The following is a 20,065-nucleotide window of genomic DNA, read 5'->3' on the forward strand; positions in this document are numbered from 1 at the left end:
TTGACTTTCTTATCTTAACGATTTTTCCAAGCTTGGTAACGAGTGTCAATCAAGAGTTGGGTTAAGCGCCCCATGGTTTCTCTTTCTTCGGGAGTGAGGGATTGAGCTTGTACAAAGAGATGGTGAATGTGTTCAATGACCTTAAAGGAAGAAAGGTCGTTGATAGAAGAGATGCCTGCATCAAGAATAATTCCAAAAAAGAGGTCAAAGTAGAGCTGCAGTTCTTCGTCAGGAACTGTTTCAACCCATTCCTTGAAAGTAGTGTCGACTTGTTGGCTATCACTATTGGTCTCGTCCAGTTGGACAAAGTGTTTGTCTTCAACCTGCCAACTAAAGGTGTCGTGCTGAGCAAGGCCACCTAGGGCGGTGCTTCGAACGACGATTTTTTTATCCGGAATTTCCAGCATCATCCCGATGATAGAACCTTGTGGGATAAATACTTTCGTTCTTTCCATCATGTTTTGATAGCCAGGTGTTTCGGTTAGTTCCTTGTGAAGCCCAGGGGCATCAAAAGTATAGACAGCGACAATGTTTTTCTGCAAGTTTGGATCAAGTTGACTGGCAGCATAGACAGCTAAATTGCCCCCTTTTGAGTGTCCTGCTAGAATAACCTTTTGGTTGGGGTGTTGAGCAAAAAAATTCTCTAAATACTGGAGGGCGTGTTTTTGAGCTGGGATTTCTTTCATATAGGTCATATGGAAATCTTCTTTCCAACCGATGATACTATCATCGGTCCCACGAAAAACAAGCAAATAGGTATCGAGACTGATACGATAGGTCATGGCTGCAAACTGTTTTTGCAATTCAGGATCAATATCATTGATAAAATTTGATAGCTTGCAATTTTTAAAGCGTTTGTGTTGAGAGAGTTGATCCAACAACTGGAGGCGGTTCTTATTGGTCAGCATCGTCGTTTCTCTAGGGATTTGAGGTGCTAGATCTATGAGAGGCTTTGGTTCTTGGGCGACTACATCATCAAAAGGAAGATAGGTTAATTCAGTCAAGGCAAGAACATCTAACACGTTCACGGGGAGGTCATAAAAGGAATCGTATGCTACATCATTCAAGTAGTCAAAAATATTAGCCATAAAAGCTCCTTTCTCTATGTTTATCCTACCACATTTACATAGAATTAGCTAGTAGGCTTGTTCGAATGACCTAGTAGGGTTTGATTGAAATACATAGAAGATAGATTGCTCCTATTTCAAACCTCTAAACGAGCTTACTTGTATGTTTTTGCTATCAATCCCATTTTCCTTTAAAAACTTCTTCATCTCATTTACATCATCAGGCTGACCTGTGATGAGATAGCTGGCTTGATTGCCGTATTCATCAATAGCATGTTTTAAAAATGCTTGACTTTGAGAAAGTTCATCGCTAGTTTTATAAGTAAAATTCGATGTTTTTTGAGCCAGTTCCTTCATCTCATTATCGAAAATAGTAACTCCTTTGTCAAAATGGTTGAGAATAATCGGACATTTACCAGCCCATTCTTTGATAAGGGGGCGTAGAGAAGAAATGCCGACATCAGATGCAAAGCAAACTAGTGGCTTATTCGTATCTTTAACAGTCAAAGAGGAATCCAGCCAACTCATCTCAATCTCACTGCCAGATGGTAAATGTGTCAAGGTGTTCTTAAAGTTGCTACCACTATTATGAGTCAAAATGAGAATTTCATCTTCATCAGGTGTGGAGGCAATGGTTAGCCATCGACTGGTTTGCTCTCCCTTAGCTTCATATTTTTTAGCAGTAGACGAGGCATCAGGGAGTGTAAACTTAGCATAAGCCCCAGCTTTCCAGATTTGATGACTCGGTTTTGTAATATGAATTAAATATAGATCTCCGCTAGGGTTTTCGATGGATTTTATCGATAATGGCTGGCTTCGTCCAAGATAGGCGATGGCACTCCAAGTTATAAGGGCTAGTAATCCAAGTGTTGATAGAATGATAATAAACATTTTTTTACCTCTTTTCATTTTTTATGACTCCTGTTCTTAATTTTATGAATGAACTATAAAATAATTCATTCATATCTTTTCAAAAAATAAAGAAATCCATTCTTTATTTTAGAACTCCTTTAATGAAGTTGGTTGCAAGTATTTCAACAGTTTTGCCAATATCTGGAAAATCTTTTTCCGTGATGTGCATATCCATATAGTAAAACAGATTATAAACCTGTAAAATCTCTTGAATCTTTTCTGGCGAGTACCCTTCATCCTGCATACGATTTGTAAAAGTTTTAACTAGAAACTGATGAAAAGGATTTGCGACTTTGCCTTCTTCTGAGGAATAGTAGCTATGCAACTCATCGGCTATGGCAGGATTGTACCATTCTGAAAGGATTTTATTGGAAGAAACGAGAGTTCTGGACTGAGCAAATAGTTGACCAATGAGGTCAATCATATCAATTTCCCAATCCAATTCTTCGATCATAGCTTGACGAACACGGTTGTTTTCATCTATATAGATGTCTAGAAAAATGGCTTCTTTACTCTCGTAATAGTTATAAAAAGAACCAACTGCAACACCAGCTTGCCTAGCAATTTCTGAAATTCCTGTTGCCTTGTAACCTTTTTTCGAAAAAACGTCATAAGCTGCTGTTTTTAGAGCTTGTTTTTTGTCCAATATGATTTAACCTCCTTTGCTTTATGAATGAATAAATTTGTTCGTTCATTCATATTCTAACAAATCATGTCTAGCTTGTCAATAAGAAGGCTAGATCTATTAAATAAGTTAAAGAAACGCTAACTAAATGAGCACAGAAAGGAAAATATAGGATAAGGCTGGAACTATAGTTAAAAATAAGGTATGATATCAATGGGATGATTCTCTATTTAGCTTTTGTTTCCGAATCTGGATTTGAAAGATAAATAGCCAAATAGTTGAGTTACTAATTCATAGATTTTTTATTAAGGCTTTTGATATTTTGAACAAGAGTAAAGGAGGAGCGCATGCACAAGATTTTACTAGTAGAAGATGACCAAGTCATTCGGCAACAAGTGGGAAAACTGCTCTCTGAGTGGGGCTTTGAGGTCGTTTTGGTAGAAAACTTTATGGAAGTGCTGAGTTTATTTGTCCAGTCGGAGCCTCATTTGGTCCTCATGGATATTGGCCTGCCTCTTTTTAATGGTTACCACTGGTGTCAGGAGATTCGCAAGATTTCTAAGGTACCCATCATGTTTCTGTCTTCGAGAGATCAGGCTATGGATATTGTCATGGCGATTAATATGGGAGCGGATGACTTTGTAACTAAGCCTTTTGACCAGCAGGTCCTCCTTGCCAAGGTTCAGGGCTTGTTGCGCCGTTCCTATGAGTTTGGGCGGGATGAAAGTTTGCTAGAGTATGCAGGTGTGATTCTCAATACCAAGTCTATGGACCTGCACTATCAGGGGGAAGTATTGAGTTTGACCAAGAATGAATTTCAAATTTTGCGGGTCTTGTTTGAACATGCTGGCAATATCGTGGCGCGTGATGACCTGATGCGGGAACTCTGGAATAGCGACTTTTTCATCGATGACAATACCTTGTCTGTCAACGTTGCTCGCTTGCGTAAAAAGTTGGAGGAGCAAGGTTTAGCAGGGTTTATCGAAACTAAGAAAGGGATAGGATACGGACTGAAACATGCTTGATTGGAAACCATTTTTTCTAGCCTATCTGCGTTCACGTAGTCGCATCTTTGTCTATATTATTTCGTTGGGTTTTCTTGTCCTACTCTTTCAGTTTCTGTTTGCTAGTCTAGGAACTTATTTTCTTTATTTCTTTCTGCTCAGTAGTTTTTTGACCTTCCTATTTTTGGCTTGGGATATGTTTGCAGAGGCTCAGGTTTACAGACAGGAAGTACTCTATGCTGAGAGAGACCCAAAGTCTCCTCTGGAATGTGCGCTAGCAGAAAAACTCGAAGAGCGTGAGTCTGAATTGTATCAAAAGAAGTCGGAAGCGCAGAGCAAGCTGACGGATTTGCTTGATTACTACACCTTATGGGTTCACCAGATCAAGACACCCATTGCAGCGAGTCGACTTTTAGTAGCAGAAGTCTCTGATCGTGAGGTCAAGCAGCAACTGGAACAGGAAATCTTTAAGATTGACTCCTATACCAATCTAGTGTTGCAGTACCTTCGTTTGGAAAGTTTCCACGATGACTTGGTATTTGAAAAGGTTCAAGTGGAGGATTTGGTGAAGGAAGTGGTTCGCAAGTATGCCCTTTTCTTTATCCAAAAAGGACTGACGCTCAATCTCCATGACCTTGACAAAATCATCGTGACCGATAAGAAGTGGCTGTTGATCGTCATTGAACAAATCCTCTCAAACAGTCTCAAGTACACCAAGGAAGGTGGGTTAGAGATCTATATGGAAGGTCAGGAGCTCTGTATCAAGGATACGGGAATCGGGATTAAAAACAGTGATGTTCTCCGAGTCTTTGAACGTGGGTTTTCAGGCTACAATGGTCGTTTGACTCAGCAGTCATCTGGCCTTGGTCTTTACTTATCTAAGAAAATTTCTGAAGAACTGGGCCACCAGATTCGCATCGAGTCTGAGGTTGGAAAAGGAACAACAGTACGCATCAAGTTTTCCAATAGGAATCTGATGATTGAGTGAGCATAGTTGATGATGACCTTATCCATCTGTGGAATTTTTGTTCTAGTCTATATCTCTATTTTCATGATAATGTCTAGAAGTTACCGTAAGATTGTCCAGATGTAAAAAATGTTACACTAGGAAACGACTAGAATATAGTCAAAAAATAAAAGAGGCAAAAATGAAAGAAAGTTATTTTGACGGAGGAATCCTAGATTATATTGGATACTCTATCTTAGTAGCCATAATTTTCAGGCTTACCTTGGGGATCGCAACATCTTGGGCGGTTTGCATGATGCAAAATTGAAAACCAAACACACGGTAGTGGATGAGCAACGTCTATACTTTGACGGGACTGGAGCACAACTGTTCGGCAACTGGATCAAGGGGTTTCTTCTAACCATCATCACGTTTGGGATCTATGGCTTCTGATTGAAAATAAAAATGAAGCAATGGATTGTCGAACACACCAATCTTGTTTAAAGATTAAAACGGCATCTTCTTTCAGAGGAGATACCATTTTTTTTCTTTTTCGTATAAGGAAACAAAAGTTTCTTCCTTCTCTATCTGTTCAATTGATATATTTCTTCAGAGAAAGACTGTAAAATTTTTGATATAATGTTAAGGATAGACTGACGGATGCTTAAAAGATAATTTTCAAAAAAATAACAGGTGAGAATTAAAAATATGTAAGATTGAAAAGAAGTCTCTCTGCCATCATCCAAGCAGAAACAAGATTATATGAAATAAAAGGAGTAACCAATGACCGGAAATTATTCAACACGTGAATACCGTGAGAAATTATATGATGATCTTCATGTTCGATTAAGAGATATAGTGATTTTGATGTGTGCGATTTTTATTGCCTCTATAGGTCTAAATATGAATTCAACAGCTGTCATTATTGGAGCCATGTTGATTTCCCCTCTTATGACATCGATTGTTGGACTAGGATTCGGTTTAGCTATTTTTGATACGCGTTTAATCAAGCAATCTTTAGAGGTTTTATTTACTCAAGTATTGGTCAGCTTGCTTGTTTCGACTCTGTATTTCTGGATTTCTCCCTTATCTTATGCAAGTAGCGAATTGATTGCACGAACCTCTCCAACCATTTGGGATGTTCTCATTGCTATTGCTGGTGGGATAGCAGGCGTAATTGGTTCAAGGAAAAAAGAAGCAAACAATATCGTGCCAGGAGTAGCTATTGCAACAGCTCTGATGCCACCTATCTGTACTGCAGGTTATGGTTTAGCTAATGGAAATGTACGATTTTTATTCGGGGCTCTCTATCTTTTCTTGATCAACTGTGTCTTCATCATGTTAACAAATATTGTTGGAACAAGAATTTTGATGAGGAAATCTCCCTTAAGTTCATTTAAAGAGCTAAACATTAAAATGAAAATTGGCTTGACATCCTTGATTGTATTATTGGTTCTTCCAGCCAGTTATTCAGCAGTCACTCTGACGATAGATCAAGCGCGAAAAGAAGGGATCAAACAGTTTGTAGGAAAAGAGTTCTCTAATCATACGGTCATTAATCAAGTCTACAAGTCTAGGGACAATGAATTGGTCTTGACAGTTGTTGGAGATCCGATTTCAGAAGAAGAATTAGAAACGCTCCATCAAAAACAAGCCTCTTACGGTATTCAATCTGTTCAATTAAAAGTCAATCAAGTCCATAATTCGACAAAATTAGATAGTGAGATGACCAAGGAATTTTATGAAAACATTAACAAGTATATCGATCAAAAACTCTCTGAAAAAGATTCACAAAAAGATCTCGTAAAAGAAAATGAAGCAGACAAGGATTGAGGATATTGAACTTTTCTAACTCGAGGAAGCAAATCTTGGGAGGATATCCTATATCCAACAGTTAGTGGATAGAAAGGATTGTTGATGAGGATACCATTTGTGGTGGTTTGACCAATCACGACTAGCTCAGGTTAAATAAAATATAAAAAAGCAATAACTATTTCAGTTGTTGCTTTTTCTTACTGAAAAATGTTTCTCAGACAGTGATCGTTTTATTTTTCCACACGTGATTTGTTGGCGATATCAGCAAGGATAGCTTGGACAAAGTCATCAACTGAGACAGTTTGTGTTTCCTTTTGTCCATAGCGACGAACATTGACTGTTCCGTCTTCCATTTCCTTATCCCCAACAATCAATTGGTAAGGAATCTTGCTAGTTTGAGAAGCACGGATCTTGAACTGCATTTTTTCGTTGCGCTCATCTACATCTGCACGGACACCGCGGTCACGGAGTTTCTTAGCCACTTCCCATGCGTAGTCTACGTGTTTTTCGTTAGAAACTGGGATGAGAGTTACTTGGTGTGGTGCAAGCCATGTTGGGAAGGCACCTTTGTAGTTCTCAATCAAGATAGCTGTGAAGCGTTCCATGGTTGAAATAACCCCACGGTGAATCATAACTGGACGGTGTTCTTCACCGTCAGCCCCGATGTATTTGAGGTCGAAGCGTTCTGGAAGCAAGAAGTCAAGCTGGATAGTCGAAAGGGTTTCTTCTTTTCCGAGAGCTGTCTTAACTTGGATATCCAATTTTGGTCCGTAGAAGGCTGCTTCACCTTCAGCTTCAAAGTAGTCAACACCCATTTCATCAAGTGCTGCACGAAGCATGGTTTGGGCATTTTCCCACATCTCATCGTTGTCAAAGTACTTGTGAGTATCTTGAGGGTCACGAAGAGAGAGACGGAAGCGGTATTCAGTCAAGTTGAAGTCTTCATAAACATCGATAATCAACTGAAGGGCACGTTGGAATTCTTCTTGGATTTGTTCTGGAGTAACAAAGAGGTGACCGTCGTTGAGTGACATCTCACGCACACGTTGAAGACCTGTGAGGGCACCAGATTTCTCGTAGCGGTGCATCATACCGATTTCAGCGATACGGATTGGCAATTCACGGTAAGAGTGAACATGGTGTTTGAAGACTTGGATGTGGTGTGGGCAGTTCATTGGACGAAGGACAAATTCTTCCCCGTCACCCATGTCCATGGTTGGGAACATGTCCTCTTGGTAATGATCCCAGTGACCAGAAGTCTTGTAAAGCTCAACAGAAGCAAGTGGTGGAGTGTAAACGTGTTGGTAGCCAGAAGCCAACTCTTTGTCGACGATGTAGCGTTCCAATTCACGACGGATAGTCGCACCGTTTGGCAACCAGAATGGCAAACCTTGACCAACTTCTTGTGAAATCATGAAGAGGTCAAGCTCTTTACCAAGTTTACGGTGGTCACGTTCTTTGGCTTCTTCACGCATTTGAAGGTAGTTCTTCAAGTCTTTCTTGTCAAACCAAGCTGTACCGTAGATACGTTGCATCATCGCGTTGTCGCTATTTCCACGCCAGTAAGCACCTGCTACATGGAGAAGGTGGAAGATTTGGATACGGCCTGTTGATGGGACGTGAGGTCCACGGCAAAGGTCCACGTATTCCCCCTGACGGTAGATAGTCAAACCGCCTTCGTCTTCTGAGTGTTCTTCAATCAATTCCAACTTGTAAGGGTCGTTTTTGAAGATTTCACGTGCTTCGTCTTTCGATACTTCCTCACGGATAGATGGGAAGTTTTCTTTGACGATTTTTTGCATTTCTTCTTCGATACGAGGCAGGTCTTCGTTAGAGATTTGACCAGCAGTATTGTCGGTATCGTAGTAGAAGCCATCTTCGATAGCAGGACCGACTCCCAAGTGAATGTCTGGGAAAAGGCGACGAGCTGCTTGGGCAAACAAGTGAGCAGCTGAGTGACGCAAGATCGGAAGGGCATCTTCGTGATCAGGTGTCACGATTTCGATGCTTCCATCTTCAGTGATAGCACGAGTCGTGTCGATGAGTTTGCCGTTGAATTTACCAGCCAAGGCTTTTTTAGCTAGGGAATTGCTGATAGATTGGGCAATTTCAAAAGTAGTAACGCCAGATTCGAATTCACGAACAGCGCCATCTGGGAAAGTAATCTTAATCATGGTTTTCTCCTTAAATATTTATCGTATTTTTATAACTGAGGTTTGAAGAAGTGGGAAGCTAGATATCAATAAAGAATGATCACAATTGATTTGCTAAATCAATTTCATTTTAACTTTTTCAGTCTGAAAATAAAGAAAAGCGTAGAAATACATAGATAGCATACCAAGGAAAGGATGAGAGACAGATATTCCTCCTGAGTCATCTCGCCTCTCATGTATATCCTTATCGGATAGCTTTTTATCGCATTGACCAAATAGATACCAGCTGTCAAACTGAAAAGATATCCTGTTGTAATGAGTTTCTTGTTGTTGAAAAACATTAAGATACCAAGAAAGGGGGCAAGGAATGGTAAGAGAGGAATGAGTAGAAAAAATGAAAAGACGACAATATTTTCCGTCCCCCATAGACTGAGCGTATTCATTAGCCAGACATAGAGTAAAAGGAAGGTACAAGTGATCATCCAAGATAATATTTTCTTCAAATCTATCACCTCATTTCAGCTCTTGGCTAAATTTCATCTTAACTTTGTCGTTAATACTCTCCAAACAAAAAACGACATCCTAAAAGGACGTCGCAACGTGGTTCCACCTTCATTTATGTTCCTCAAAAAAGAGGGACACCTCTGATTGGCTTTAACGTAGCCACCGTTTTATGTTTGCATAAAAGTCAGTAGAGTAGTATCAGTTTAGGCTTTCTATGCGTTTCCAGCAACCACGCACTCTCTAGTAGAAAGGGACTAAGTGACTTGTCTCTATGCATTATTATAGCATGATTGCGAGAATTTTCAAGGTTTTTGTATAATTTTTTTGTTTTTCGCTCTCTGGAAGAGATGCTTGATACTCACACCAGAAACCAACCCAAGTAGGGCAAAGAGTTCATAGGCTAGGAAGTAAAGCAGGATGAACTCACCAAAGGTGATGATGGTAAAGCAATAGAGCAAACCAATACCGAGTAGCCACCAAAGTGAGAAATGAAATCGATAGCTATAAAGTAGCGATACGATAAAGGTTACCAGAGGTGAAAAGAGGACGATGTTGTAAATGTATAGTCCCTTCAGTGTATATGGGTCAGAGATGAATAGAGAGAGGAGCTCATAGAGGGGCCAGTAAAAGAAGAAAATGACAAGGTAGTATGGAATATACTTAAGATAATTCCGCATGGCAATAGTCCTCCAATCTGGAAAAATTGAGAGAGGTTGAATACCACATAATCCTAAATGAATGGGAACTCTCTACCTATATTATAGCACATCTTGGAAGCCTTTACAAGTCAATCCAGTGAGTAGTGATAGTGCTCTTTTTGAGTGTTTTCTGCTATAATACTAACAAAAGAAGTAAGAGGAAATGAGGAGAAAGAATGACGAAAATAGCAGTTCTTTCAGACATACATGGAAATATGACAGCTTTGGAAGCTGTATTGGCTGATGCTAAAGCGGCAGAGGTAGACCAATACTGGCTTTTAGGGGATATTCTGATGCCAGGGACAGGACGTAGAAGGATCTTGGACCTATTAGCTAGCTTGCCTATTACAGTAAGAGTGCTGGGAAATTGGGAGAATAGTCTCTGGCGAGGCCTGCATCGCAAGTTAGATCCTACAATAGCGAGTCATCGTTATCTCCTGCGTCAAAGTCAGTACATCTTAGAGGAGGTCAGCCCTGAAGAAATCGAAGACCTCAATAATCAACCCATGCAAGTTCATCGTCAGTTTGGTGATTTGATGGTAGGAATCACTCACCATCTCCCTGATAAAAACTGGGGTAGAGAGTTGATTCATACGGGAAAGCAAGAAGATTTTGATAGATTGGTGACGAATCCACACGCCTCTATCGCAGTATATGGCCATATCCACCAACAGTTGCTTCGTTACGGAAGTGATGGACAGTTGATTCTTAATCCAGGTTCCATTGGACAACCTTTCTTTCTAGATGCGAAGTTGCGTAAGGACCTGCGGGCCCAGTATATGATCTTAGAGTTTGATGAAGCAGGTTTGTCTGATGTTGATTTTCGTCGAGTGGATTATGATGTGGAAGCTGAATTACAGTTGGCTAAGGATTTGAAGCTCCCCTATTTTCAAGTCTACTATGAAAGTTTGGTAAATGGGATTCACCATACTCATAATCACGAACTGTTAGGTCAAATCAGTGAACAAGAAGGTTATGATCAGGATGTTGAACTCTGGATGGAAAGAGACAAGAAAGATTGGTTTTAAGAGGACTTCTAGCTAGAAATCAGATAGTCCAGTGACTGCTGTTTCGCGATAAGTCGAACTGGATACGAATTGACGGCTTCTCAAATTTATGTTAAAATAACGGAATGTAAATAATTTGAATCTCATACTAATTGATATTCAAAATAAGAGGAGACAGATAATGAAACCAGAAGAGTTACACGCCATTGCCTCGAAGTTAGGCTTGCAATTTGACGAAGATTCGCGTAGTATTTATGGCACGCAGTCAGGCTATTTACTTTTCCTGCAAGAAACTGACGTGAAAAATCAGTTTCGACTTTGTGTCAGTGTGAGTTTGAATGGCAATCCTGCGGATTCAGAAGAAAATGAATTGGTTTGGGATGAGTTTAAGAGTGAATCTCTTCCAAACTTGTCGACCTTGTCTATCAACCAGTACCTTGTTTCTTTTGTTGTAAAAGGTGCCATGCGCAAATCAAAAACAATTGAGAAGTTACAGACGCTCATAACAGATCTCGTTGCCTTCCTTGAAACCCATCATTTCGTCCAAGTCTGTGCCTACAGTGGTCAGGAGGGTCCTGTTGGTCTCTATCAATTAGGTGATTCAATTTTCCTTATCAATGAGGAAAGCTATCAATTGCTGAAGAGCAATCTTCAGATTGAGGTGGATTCTTATCAAAACCAGAAGGAAAATGTTCTTCTTGGAGCAGTCGGTGCCTTGCTTGGAGCCTTGATTGGTGGAGCAGTTGCTCTATTTATCGCTCGTCTAGGTTATGTAGCTATGGTAGCGGGGATTGTTCTGGGGATTTGTACCATTAAAGGATATGAAATCCTTGGAAGAAAGATATCTCGAAAGGGGATTGTAATTTCCTCTATTTGGATGGTGATTACTGTCTTTCTAGTGAATCAAATTGATTTGGCGATGGAAGTCGTTTCCAAACTAGGGGTTGAGTTTGCCTTTGCTTTCCGAGTGGTGAATCAATTAATCTTTAGCGGTGATTTCCCAGATAACTATTTTTATAATCTAGCTATGTTAGCTGTGTTTACCTTAGTTGGTGCTGGGGCGTCTATCAGCTCGGTTTGGTCAAGTCATAAAACAAAAGGGATTGTCCGTAAAATTGCATAAAAAATAAGTCTTTGTATGCCCTCTACCGCTCTGGTTGCCAAGAGGGATACAGGACTTTTTGCATGGAAAAGGTAATCAGTCGATAATATTTGACAGGAAAACCAAAAACGGTATAATGTTTATACGGGAAAAGATGAATAAAATATCAATGAAAGGAGAAGAAGATGCAAATTTCAAGCCGATTTACAATTGCGACTCATATGATGATTATTATTGCAATGCAGGATACAGAAAGTAAAGTAACCAGCGATTTTCTTGCGGCTAGTGTCGGAGTTAATCCAGTCATTATCCGTAAGACTTTATCGCAACTCAAAAAAGCAGGATTGATTTCAGTTGCTCGTGGTACGGGAGGAACTGAGATAATAAAAGACCTTCAGGATATCAGTTTGTTGGATGTCTACCAAGCTGTGGAGTGTTTAGGAAAATCCGGTAAGCTCTTTAGTTTCCATGACAATCCAAATCCTAATTGCCCAATTGGTGCGAATATCCATGCAGTTTTGGACCAAAAACTGTTCGATGTTCAAGCAGCTATGGAGAACCAACTGCGTCAGACAAGTCTGGCTCAGGTTGTAGCAGATGCTCAGAATAAACTGTCTAAGTAAGAGGACTAAGGTTCTCTTTTTCTATTGCTATAATTATGGTACAATGTAGTCATCAAAGGAGGAGACTATGTACTTTATCACAGGATTTTTTGTCCTACTTTTTCTCGTTTCGTTTTTAAGGGACAATCGCAGTCTCTGGAATCCAGCTCTCTTGCTTTTATCTCTGCTCTTTTCTTACCTGTCTATTGCCAATCTTTTTTATGAAGCTGGGCAGGAAGAAGTGCACATGATTTTCTTTGCAGGGATTTTTCTCCTGCTGCCTTTTTTAGTTTTTCTAAGTGGCTTTTTTCTGATTTATAACGGATTTGTATTGTTGAGAAAAGAAGGAAAATCCAAGGCAAATTATTTGTCTCTGGGGCTAGGGTGTGTGATTCTATTCTTTTTTGTAATCATGGCGATTCGAGTGAGCGATACCAAGGGCTTGTTTTACACCAATCATCTAGTGAATATTATCTTTTTCTTTTTGATTTATTCGTATTTGATTTTTGGTTTTGCCTTTGCAGGATTTCTGCTTTATTCCATTCTGTATCTTTTCATTCCTAAGAAAAAACATTATGATTTTATTATCATTCACGGAGCAGGCTTGTTGAATGGAGAAAAAGTCACTCCCTTACTGAAGAGTCGCATTGACAAGGCAGTAGAAGCCTATCGCCAGTCTCTCAATCCCAATGTTAAAATCATCGCAAGTGGTGGTCAAGGTGGGGATGAGAAGATTTCCGAGGGTCAGGCAATTTGTAATTATTTGCTGGAAGAGACGGATGTTCCGAGAGAAGCGATTCTCCTAGAGGAAGACTCAACGACGACCTATGAGAATCTTCTCTTCTCAAAAGAAATGGGAGAGAAGCTGGTGGCCAGTCCACGTTTTCTCTTTGTGACCAATGATTACCATGTTTTTCGTACCAGTACCTATGCTCGCCGTATTGGGATGAAGGGAGATGGTCTTGGTTGCCGTACAGCCGCCTACTATATCCCATCGGCCTTTATTAGAGAATATATTGCTCTATGTGTGAAGATGAGATGGCTTTTTCTCGCCTTCTATATTTTATTAATTTTAGCTCTGATTTTCTCCTATAGAGGTGTTCTATGGTAATATGTAAAATTCATATTGTAATTCTTGTTAGAATCTCTAAAAAATCTTGTAGTAACCCTAAGGGAAAAATTGTCACTAGTAATGAAAGAGCAGGGTAAGTGATTGTGAGTGCGGTTTTTGGAACGGTTTCATGATTGCTCGTCAATCAATTGAACAATTTCTAACCTAGTTACAGATTTTCAGAGAGAGTCAAAAATAGGCAACTGAATATGAGTAGACTAGAATTTTACAGTCAACGACAAATAAAAATGTGAACAACAACAGAGAGGTTCACATTTTCTTTTTGGTCTATGGCAAAATGGCTTTTAGTTCCTTCAGGATAGTTTGCAAGGTTACGATCGCTTGTTCTCCTTGTTGTGGTTGATAGAGTAGTTGGAAATACTTGCGAATAGTTTCTTCAAATTGCTTACGGAGGAGAGTACAATTGGTCTTTGCGTACTCCAACATTCGTTTTTCACCAGGATGGGTTTGCTCATTGAGCGCAAATAACAAGTCAAAGTAGGAAGCAAAAAATTCACTTGTACGATGATTCATACTGAGAAAATCTTGGCGTTTGATAGCTTTTTCTATTTGGTGAGAGAAGGCAGGCATGGCTTGTTCTAGCAAAAGGAGTTGCCTTTCGATGATATGCTTTTTGAGTTCCTGTGGATAGGGAATCTGGTAAGTCTTTTGGAGAGAAGCATAGTGTCCATTCGGGTCGTATAGAATCTTGCTGTGGAGTAGATTGTGCCACATGCAAGTTGTATAAGCATTTTGAGCTTTGTGTTGAAAAACAGTTGTGTTCAATTCTTGTTCAAACGACTCCAGCGAACGATAAATCAACTCGATTTGGATACCGTTGTTTAGTACACAGTCATCCTCTAACTCCCAAAACTGGTTTCCAATTTCCATATAAGAACAATACTTACTCAAGATATCTCGTCGAATCGCCTCATCAATAGAAGAGTTTAGATAGACATAAACGTCATAGTCAGAATTTTGATCGTAGACTTGTCCTGCACGAGAACCACCAAGAGCAATAGCTTCTACTTGTTCAAGTTGAGAGAATTCTTTGCAAAGTTCTTGGATCATTTTTTTCTCCTTACGTTATGGTTTTAAAGTCATTTTACCAAAAAAGTAAAACGTTTGCATAGCATTGAGCTGCTCTTTTTCATTTATAGCAAAAAATGTGAACCCTTGTTTTGAGTTCACATTTCGTTTTTATTCCGCAGCTTGTTGCCAACGTTTTGCTAGCTTATGAGACAAGCTAGAAATAGTAAAGTTAAAGATAAAGTAAATCAAGGCAATCAGGATATAAAGACTGAAGACCTGCTCTGGTTCGAAATAACGGCCCATGAGAATTTGGCTGGCGCCAAAGAGTTCTTGTAGAGCGATAACAGAGTAGAGAAGACTGGTATCCTTAATCACAGTTACAAACTGAGAAATGATGGCTGGCAGCATTTTGCGGATCGCTTGTGGGAGAATGATGTAGTAGAGGATTTGCGCAGAGGTAAAACCTTGCGACATTCCTGCTTCATACTGGCCCTTGTCCACGGCATTGAGACCGCCTCGGATAATCTCAGCTAAGGCTGCTGAGGTAAAAAGGGTAAAGGCGGTAATACCAGCTGGTGTGGACTTCATCTTAAACACCAAAAAGATGGTGAAAATCCAGAGGAGGTTGGGAACGTTACGTACAAACTCGATATAAATGCTGGAGATGATCCGTAAGACAGGATTTTTCCCATTTCTCATGACGGCTAGTACTGTTCCGATAAGGGTCGAGAGGACGATAGCAATCAGAGAAATGTAGAGGGTCAAGCCAAATCCTTTAAAGATAAAGATTAGGTTATCTGGGGTCAAAACTTCTAAAATAGATTCCATAGTAACCTCCTAAAGTGAATAGGCTTTTTTGTTGGCTTGCTCCATCTTGCGACCAAACTGGGCAACAGGGAAGCATAGAGCAAAGTAGAGAAGAGCAGCGCCTAAAAAGGCTGGGATATAGTTTCCGTTGAGGGCCGACCAAGATTTGGTCACAAACATCAAGTCTACTCCAGAGATGATGGCAACTGTAGAGGTGTTCTTGATGAGGTTGACGATTTGGTTGGTCAATGGAGGGAGAATGATACGGAAGGCCTGAGGCAAGATAATCAAGCGCATGGCACTGATATAGGTAAAACCTTGGGACAAGGCGGCCTCCATCTGACCGCTAGGAATAGACTGAATCCCTGAACGAATAACCTCAGCGATATAGGCGCCGTGATAGAGTCCCACACAAAGTACAGCTGTCCAATAAATCGGAATCATGATGGTGTGTTCACTGATAAGAGGCAAACCATAAAAGACGATGACAAACTGCACCAAGAGGGGAGTATTTTGGTAAAATTCGACAAAGATACGAGCCAAAACACGCAAGAATGGGCGTTTGCTGGTTGACATGGCCCCAAAGAAGATGCCCAAAACCATGGCGAGGATAAAAGATCCAATCGCTAGGGCAAGGGTGAAGAGGAAACCATTAAAAAATTGTCCAAAATCCTGAAAATAGGCTGTCCAAGATGATAAATCTGTCATGGGGTGTCCTCCTTAATCTGCGGTATGGCTAGATGGTTTGAGCTTGTATCGGTCATAGAGTTTCTGCAAACTACCATCCTTGGTCCATTTAGTGACCAAGGTATCAAGATAGTCGTTTAGCTCGGTATTTGATTTCTTGGTGACGATACCGTAGTCAGATGGCTTGAAACTATCATCTAGTAGTTCTGTCCGTTTACTAATGTAGCCAGACAGGATAGAGCGATCCACGGAAAAGGCATCAATACGGTGAGCGTGAAGGGAAGTAATCAATTCTGGGTAGGAACCAAGTTCAACGAATTTAAAGGTTAGACCTTTCTTTTTGCCCAGTTCAGTAATCAGGCGTTGGGTGATGGATCCTTGGGCAACCCCAATCGTTTTACCGTTTAGGTCCTCAATGCTTTTGATGTTGGCAGATTTATTGACCAAAAAGCCAGAAGCGTCCGTGTAGTAGGGACTTGTAAAGTTATAGAGTTTTTTGCGTTCGTCTGTGATGGTGAAGGTTGCGATATCCAAATCGACCTGTTCATTGTCAAGAAGAGGTCCACGGGTTTGAGCGGTAACAGGAACGTAGCGAATCTTGACCTTGAGCTCATCTGCAATCATCTTGGCTAAGTCGGTTTCGATACCAGAATAAGTCCCTGTCTTGGGATCTTTGTAACCAAAATTGGGAACGTCTTGTTTGACACCGACAACCAGTTCGCCTCTTTTTTGAATGTCTGCGACGCTAGTATCGGCTTGGACTGGTTTTGCAGCAGCAAGACCGAAAAGGCTAATCAATAATGCTGATAAAAAGAATTTCTTTTTCATAGGCGCCTCCTTATTTGACTTTGTCACTTTCGTGGTTGATAATTTTGCTGAGGAATTGCTGGGCACGAGGTTCGCTTGGATTGTCGAAAAAGTCATCGACATCTGTCGTATCCACCAAAACTTCTCCGTCGGCCATAAAGATGATACGGTCAGCAACTTCACGGGCAAAGCCCATTTCGTGGGTAACGATGATCATGTTCATTCCGTCATGTGCCAGTTTTTGCATAACTGCTAGAACATCTCCGATAGTCTCAGGATCAAGAGCAGATGTTGGCTCATCAAAGAGGAGGAGTTCGGGATGCATAGCGAGTCCGCGTGCGATGGCAATCCGTTGTTTTTGTCCACCAGATAGCATGGCCGGATAGGAATCTTTCTTGTCCCACATATTTACAAATTCCAGATATTTTTGGGCTGTTTTTTCAGCTTCTTTTTTATCAATTCCTAGAACTTTAATGGGTGCAAGTGTTACATTTTCTAACACTGTTTTGTGTGGATAAAGGTTAAAATGTTGAAAAACCATGCCCACTTCCTTACGGAGAGGAACTAGATCTTTCTGACTGGCACCTGCTACTTGATGTCCATTGACTAGGAGACTTCCTTTGTCAACAGCCTCTAAACCATTAATCGTTCGGATAAGAGTGGACTTCCCAGAACCGGAAGGTCCAAGCAGGACAACAACTTGTCCTTTTTCAAAACGGAGATTGATGTCGCGGAGTGCGTGGTAGTCTCCGTAATATTTTTCGACGTTTTTAAATTCTACTAAAGCCATGAGAGATCTCCTTTGTGTTAGATTTTATAACATGATTCTACAACAAAAGAATGTTCTTGTCAAATCATATCTGAAAAAAATTCACTAAAATATTATAAAAAAGCAATCTGGATAGAGAAAATGCCTAAATCATGTTATAATGAAACGATAGAATTCTTAGAAAGAGTGGATGTTTTTTTGATAACTCCTACTTATGAATGGCAGTTTGCCCCGCAGGTTGAAGATGCGGATTTTACAAAGATAGCCAAGAAGGCTGGACTGGGTCCTGAGGTGGCTCGGTTATTATTTGAAAGAGGGATTCAGGATGAAGAAAGTCTAAAGAAGTTTTTAGAACCTTCTTTAGAGGACTTACATGATCCCTATCTGCTCCATGATATGGACAGGGCAGTGGAACGGATTCGTCAGGCCATTGAAGAAGGGGAAAACATTCTCATCTATGGAGACTACGATGCGGATGGCATGACTTCAGCTTCGATTGTGAAGGAAAGTTTGGAACAGCTTGGTGCCGAGTGTCGTGTTTATTTGCCAAATCGTTTTACCGATGGCTATGGTCCCAATGCCAGTGTCTATAAATATTTTATCGAGCAAGAGGGAATTTCCTTGATTGTGACAGTGGATAATGGAGTTGCGGGTCATGAAGCCATTGAACTAGCTCAGGCTATGGGAGTGGATGTCATTGTGACTGACCACCATTCTATGCCGGAAACCCTTCCTGATGCCCATGCGATTGTTCACCCTGAGCATCCGGATGCGGACTATCCTTTCAAACAGTTGGCCGGATGCGGAGTGGCTTTCAAGTTGGCTTGCGCCCTTTTAGAAGAAGTGCAAGTGGAATTGCTTGATTTGGTCGCTATCGGTACCATTGCGGATATGGTAAGTTTGACGGATGAAAACCGTATTTTGGTTCAATATGGTCTGGAGATGTTGGGACATACCCAGCGTATTGGATTACAAGAAATGCTGGACATGGCTGGGATTGTTGCGAATGAAGTGACAGAAGAAACGGTTGGATTTCAGATTGCCCCTCGTTTAAATGCCCTGGGGCGATTGGATGATCCCAATCCTGCCATTGATTTGTTGACTGGATTTGATGATGAGGAAGCTCACGAGATTGCCCTTATGATTCACCAAAAAAACGAAGAGCGTAAGGAAATTGTACAATCTATCTATGAAGAAGCTAAGACCATGGTGGATCCTGAGAAGAAGGTCCAGGTTTTGGCTAAGGAAGGCTGGAATCCTGGCGTTCTGGGTATCGTTGCTGGTCGTTTGCTGGAAGAACTAGGGCAGACAGTCATCGTTCTTAACATAGAGGACGGTCGTGCTAAGGGCAGTGCTCGTAGTGTGGAAGCGGTCGATATTTTTGAAGCTCTGGATCCCCATCGAGATCTCTTCATAGCCTTTGGAGGCCATGCTGGTGCAGCTGGAATGACGCTGGAAGTTGAGAAACTCACAGATTTATCTCAGGTTTTGGAAGATTATATCCGTGAAAAAGGCGCAGATGCTAGTGGTAAGAACAAGTTAAATCTAGATGAAGAGCTAGACTTGGAGACTCTTAGCTTGGAAACGGTTAAAAGTTTTGAACGCTTGGCACCCTTTGGAATGGACAATCAGAAACCTGTCTTTTATATCAAGGATTTTCATGTCGAGAGTGCCCGTACTATGGGAGCAGGCAATGCCCACCTCAAACTAAAAATTTCCAAGGGTGAGGCGAGTTTTGAAGTGGTGGCCTTTGGACAAGGTAGATGGGCAACAGAGTTTGCCCAAACAAAAAACCTAGAATTGGCAGTCACCTTGTCTGTCAACCAATGGAATGGGCAAACTGCTTTGCAGTTGATGATGGTAGATGCGCGTGTGGAAGGTGTTCAACTCTTTAACATTCGTGGGAAGAACGCAGTCTTGCCAGAAGGGGTTCCGGTCTTGGATTTCTCTGGAGAGGTGCCAGATCTAGCGACCAGCGACGCGATTGTTGTGAAAACTATTCCAGAAGATATTACCTTGCTGAAGACCATTTTTCAGGAACAAAATTTCTCTGCGGTCTATTTCAAAAACGACATAGACAAGGCCTACTATTTAACAGGTTATGGGACTAGAGAACAGTTTGCTAAATTGTACAAGACTATTTACCAGTTTCCAGAGTTTGATATTCGCTACAAGCTGAAGGATCTGGCGGCTTATCTCAATATCCAACAAATCTTGCTGGTCAAGATGATTCAAGTATTTGAAGAGCTGGGCTTTGTGACGATCAAAGATGGTGTCATGACAGTCAATAAAGAAGCGCCAAAGAGGGAGATTGGAGAAAGTCAGATATACCAAAAACTTAAACAAACCGTCAAAGATCAAGAAATGATGGCGCTGGGGACAGTGCAAGAAATGTATGATTTTTTGAAAGGATAATC

General features: G+C 40.7%; 19 protein-coding genes and 2 pseudogenes. 10 read left to right on the plus strand and 11 right to left on the minus strand.

Annotated features, from left to right (window positions below):
• Nucleotides 1-14: 14 nt before the first annotated feature.
• The 3 genes from GMD4S_RS01360 to GMD4S_RS01370 all read right to left on the minus strand — a co-directional run bounded on the left by GMD4S_RS01360 (nt 15) and on the right by GMD4S_RS01370 (nt 2,631).
• The gene (locus GMD4S_RS01360) at nt 15-1,088 is read right to left on the minus strand and encodes a DUF2974 domain-containing protein (protein ID WP_001273855.1); all 1,074 of its coding nucleotides are present in this window, start codon (nt 1,086-1,088) and stop codon (nt 15-17) included.
• Nucleotides 1,089-1,199: 111 nt separating this feature from the next.
• Nucleotides 1,200-1,976: a hypothetical protein gene (locus tag GMD4S_RS01365; protein WP_000820264.1), complete on the minus strand. Its 777-nt coding sequence runs from the start codon at nt 1,974-1,976 to the stop codon at nt 1,200-1,202.
• Nucleotides 1,977-2,061: 85 nt separating this feature from the next.
• Complete coding sequence (locus GMD4S_RS01370; RefSeq protein WP_033587322.1) at nt 2,062-2,631, minus strand: TetR/AcrR family transcriptional regulator; 570 nt, start codon at nt 2,629-2,631, stop codon at nt 2,062-2,064.
• A 320-nt stretch (nt 2,632-2,951) separates the two neighbouring features.
• Between GMD4S_RS01370 and GMD4S_RS01375 the strand changes: the two genes are divergently transcribed.
• The 5 genes and pseudogenes from GMD4S_RS01375 (at nt 2,952) to GMD4S_RS01385 (ending at nt 6,387) form a co-directional block, all read left to right on the plus strand.
• Complete coding sequence (locus tag GMD4S_RS01375) at nt 2,952-3,629, plus strand: response regulator transcription factor (RefSeq protein ID WP_000548987.1); 678 nt, start codon at nt 2,952-2,954, stop codon at nt 3,627-3,629.
• Nucleotides 3,622-4,596, plus strand: a complete 975-nt coding sequence (locus GMD4S_RS01380; RefSeq protein ID WP_000887940.1) for a sensor histidine kinase — start codon at nt 3,622-3,624, stop codon at nt 4,594-4,596. Before GMD4S_RS01375 ends, GMD4S_RS01380 begins: the two co-directional genes overlap by 8 nt.
• Before the next feature lie 6 nt (nt 4,597-4,602).
• A pseudogene (locus GMD4S_RS13960) lies at nt 4,603-4,701 on the plus strand (peptide ABC transporter); the annotation flags it as partial.
• Between the two features lie 55 nt (nt 4,702-4,756).
• A pseudogene (locus GMD4S_RS13275) lies at nt 4,757-5,007 on the plus strand (hypothetical protein).
• Nucleotides 5,008-5,337: 330 nt separating this feature from the next.
• Nucleotides 5,338-6,387, plus strand: coding sequence for a DUF389 domain-containing protein (locus GMD4S_RS01385; RefSeq protein WP_000147501.1), 1,050 nt, complete (start codon nt 5,338-5,340; stop codon nt 6,385-6,387).
• A 212-nt stretch (nt 6,388-6,599) separates the two neighbouring features.
• Here the strand turns inward: GMD4S_RS01385 and thrS are convergent, their stop codons facing one another.
• From thrS to GMD4S_RS01400, 3 genes are all read right to left on the minus strand, one after another.
• Nucleotides 6,600-8,543, minus strand: a complete 1,944-nt coding sequence (thrS, locus tag GMD4S_RS01390; protein WP_000591036.1) for a threonine--tRNA ligase — start codon at nt 8,541-8,543, stop codon at nt 6,600-6,602.
• A gap of 104 nt (nt 8,544-8,647) precedes the next feature.
• Nucleotides 8,648-9,004 (minus strand): hypothetical protein, encoded by a 357-nt coding sequence (locus GMD4S_RS13710; RefSeq protein ID WP_000627037.1) that lies wholly within the window; start codon nt 9,002-9,004, stop codon nt 8,648-8,650.
• A gap of 324 nt (nt 9,005-9,328) precedes the next feature.
• Entirely contained in the window at nt 9,329-9,703 is a 375-nt protein-coding gene (locus GMD4S_RS01400) for a hypothetical protein (RefSeq protein ID WP_001246986.1), read from the minus strand.
• Nucleotides 9,704-9,900: 197 nt separating this feature from the next.
• Here GMD4S_RS01400 and GMD4S_RS01405 point away from each other — a divergent pair, with 197 nt between their 5' ends.
• The 4 genes from GMD4S_RS01405 to GMD4S_RS01420 all read left to right on the plus strand — a co-directional run bounded on the left by GMD4S_RS01405 (nt 9,901) and on the right by GMD4S_RS01420 (nt 13,546).
• Nucleotides 9,901-10,752 (plus strand): metallophosphoesterase family protein, encoded by an 852-nt coding sequence (locus GMD4S_RS01405; protein WP_000161094.1) that lies wholly within the window; start codon nt 9,901-9,903, stop codon nt 10,750-10,752.
• 160 nt (nt 10,753-10,912) lie between these two features.
• Nucleotides 10,913-11,854, plus strand: a complete 942-nt coding sequence (locus GMD4S_RS01410; protein ID WP_000801529.1) for a hypothetical protein — start codon at nt 10,913-10,915, stop codon at nt 11,852-11,854.
• Between the two features lie 164 nt (nt 11,855-12,018).
• Nucleotides 12,019-12,456, plus strand: a complete 438-nt coding sequence (locus GMD4S_RS01415) for an Rrf2 family transcriptional regulator (protein ID WP_001167392.1) — start codon at nt 12,019-12,021, stop codon at nt 12,454-12,456.
• Nucleotides 12,457-12,523: 67 nt separating this feature from the next.
• Nucleotides 12,524-13,546, plus strand: coding sequence for a YdcF family protein (locus GMD4S_RS01420; RefSeq protein ID WP_000273632.1), 1,023 nt, complete (start codon nt 12,524-12,526; stop codon nt 13,544-13,546).
• 288 nt (nt 13,547-13,834) lie between these two features.
• Here GMD4S_RS01420 and GMD4S_RS01425 read toward each other — a convergent pair whose 3' ends face one another.
• The 5 genes from GMD4S_RS01425 to GMD4S_RS01445 form a co-directional block, all read right to left on the minus strand.
• Nucleotides 13,835-14,617, minus strand: a complete 783-nt coding sequence (locus GMD4S_RS01425) for a DUF4037 domain-containing protein (protein ID WP_000613909.1) — start codon at nt 14,615-14,617, stop codon at nt 13,835-13,837.
• A gap of 129 nt (nt 14,618-14,746) precedes the next feature.
• Entirely contained in the window at nt 14,747-15,406 is a 660-nt protein-coding gene (locus GMD4S_RS01430) for an amino acid ABC transporter permease (RefSeq protein ID WP_000443854.1), read from the minus strand.
• A gap of 9 nt (nt 15,407-15,415) precedes the next feature.
• Entirely contained in the window at nt 15,416-16,093 is a 678-nt protein-coding gene (locus GMD4S_RS01435) for an amino acid ABC transporter permease (protein ID WP_000131126.1), read from the minus strand.
• A gap of 12 nt (nt 16,094-16,105) precedes the next feature.
• The gene (locus tag GMD4S_RS01440; protein ID WP_000726173.1) at nt 16,106-16,900 is read right to left on the minus strand and encodes a transporter substrate-binding domain-containing protein; all 795 of its coding nucleotides are present in this window, start codon (nt 16,898-16,900) and stop codon (nt 16,106-16,108) included.
• A 10-nt stretch (nt 16,901-16,910) separates the two neighbouring features.
• The gene (locus tag GMD4S_RS01445; protein ID WP_001229587.1) at nt 16,911-17,669 is read right to left on the minus strand and encodes an amino acid ABC transporter ATP-binding protein; all 759 of its coding nucleotides are present in this window, start codon (nt 17,667-17,669) and stop codon (nt 16,911-16,913) included.
• 177 nt (nt 17,670-17,846) lie between these two features.
• Here GMD4S_RS01445 and recJ point away from each other — a divergent pair, with 177 nt between their 5' ends.
• Nucleotides 17,847-20,063, plus strand: a complete 2,217-nt coding sequence (gene recJ / locus GMD4S_RS01450; protein WP_008284525.1) for a single-stranded-DNA-specific exonuclease RecJ — start codon at nt 17,847-17,849, stop codon at nt 20,061-20,063.
• Nucleotides 20,064-20,065 lie beyond the last annotated feature (2 nt).

The sequence above is a fragment of the Streptococcus sp. GMD4S genome (assembly GCF_000296955.1).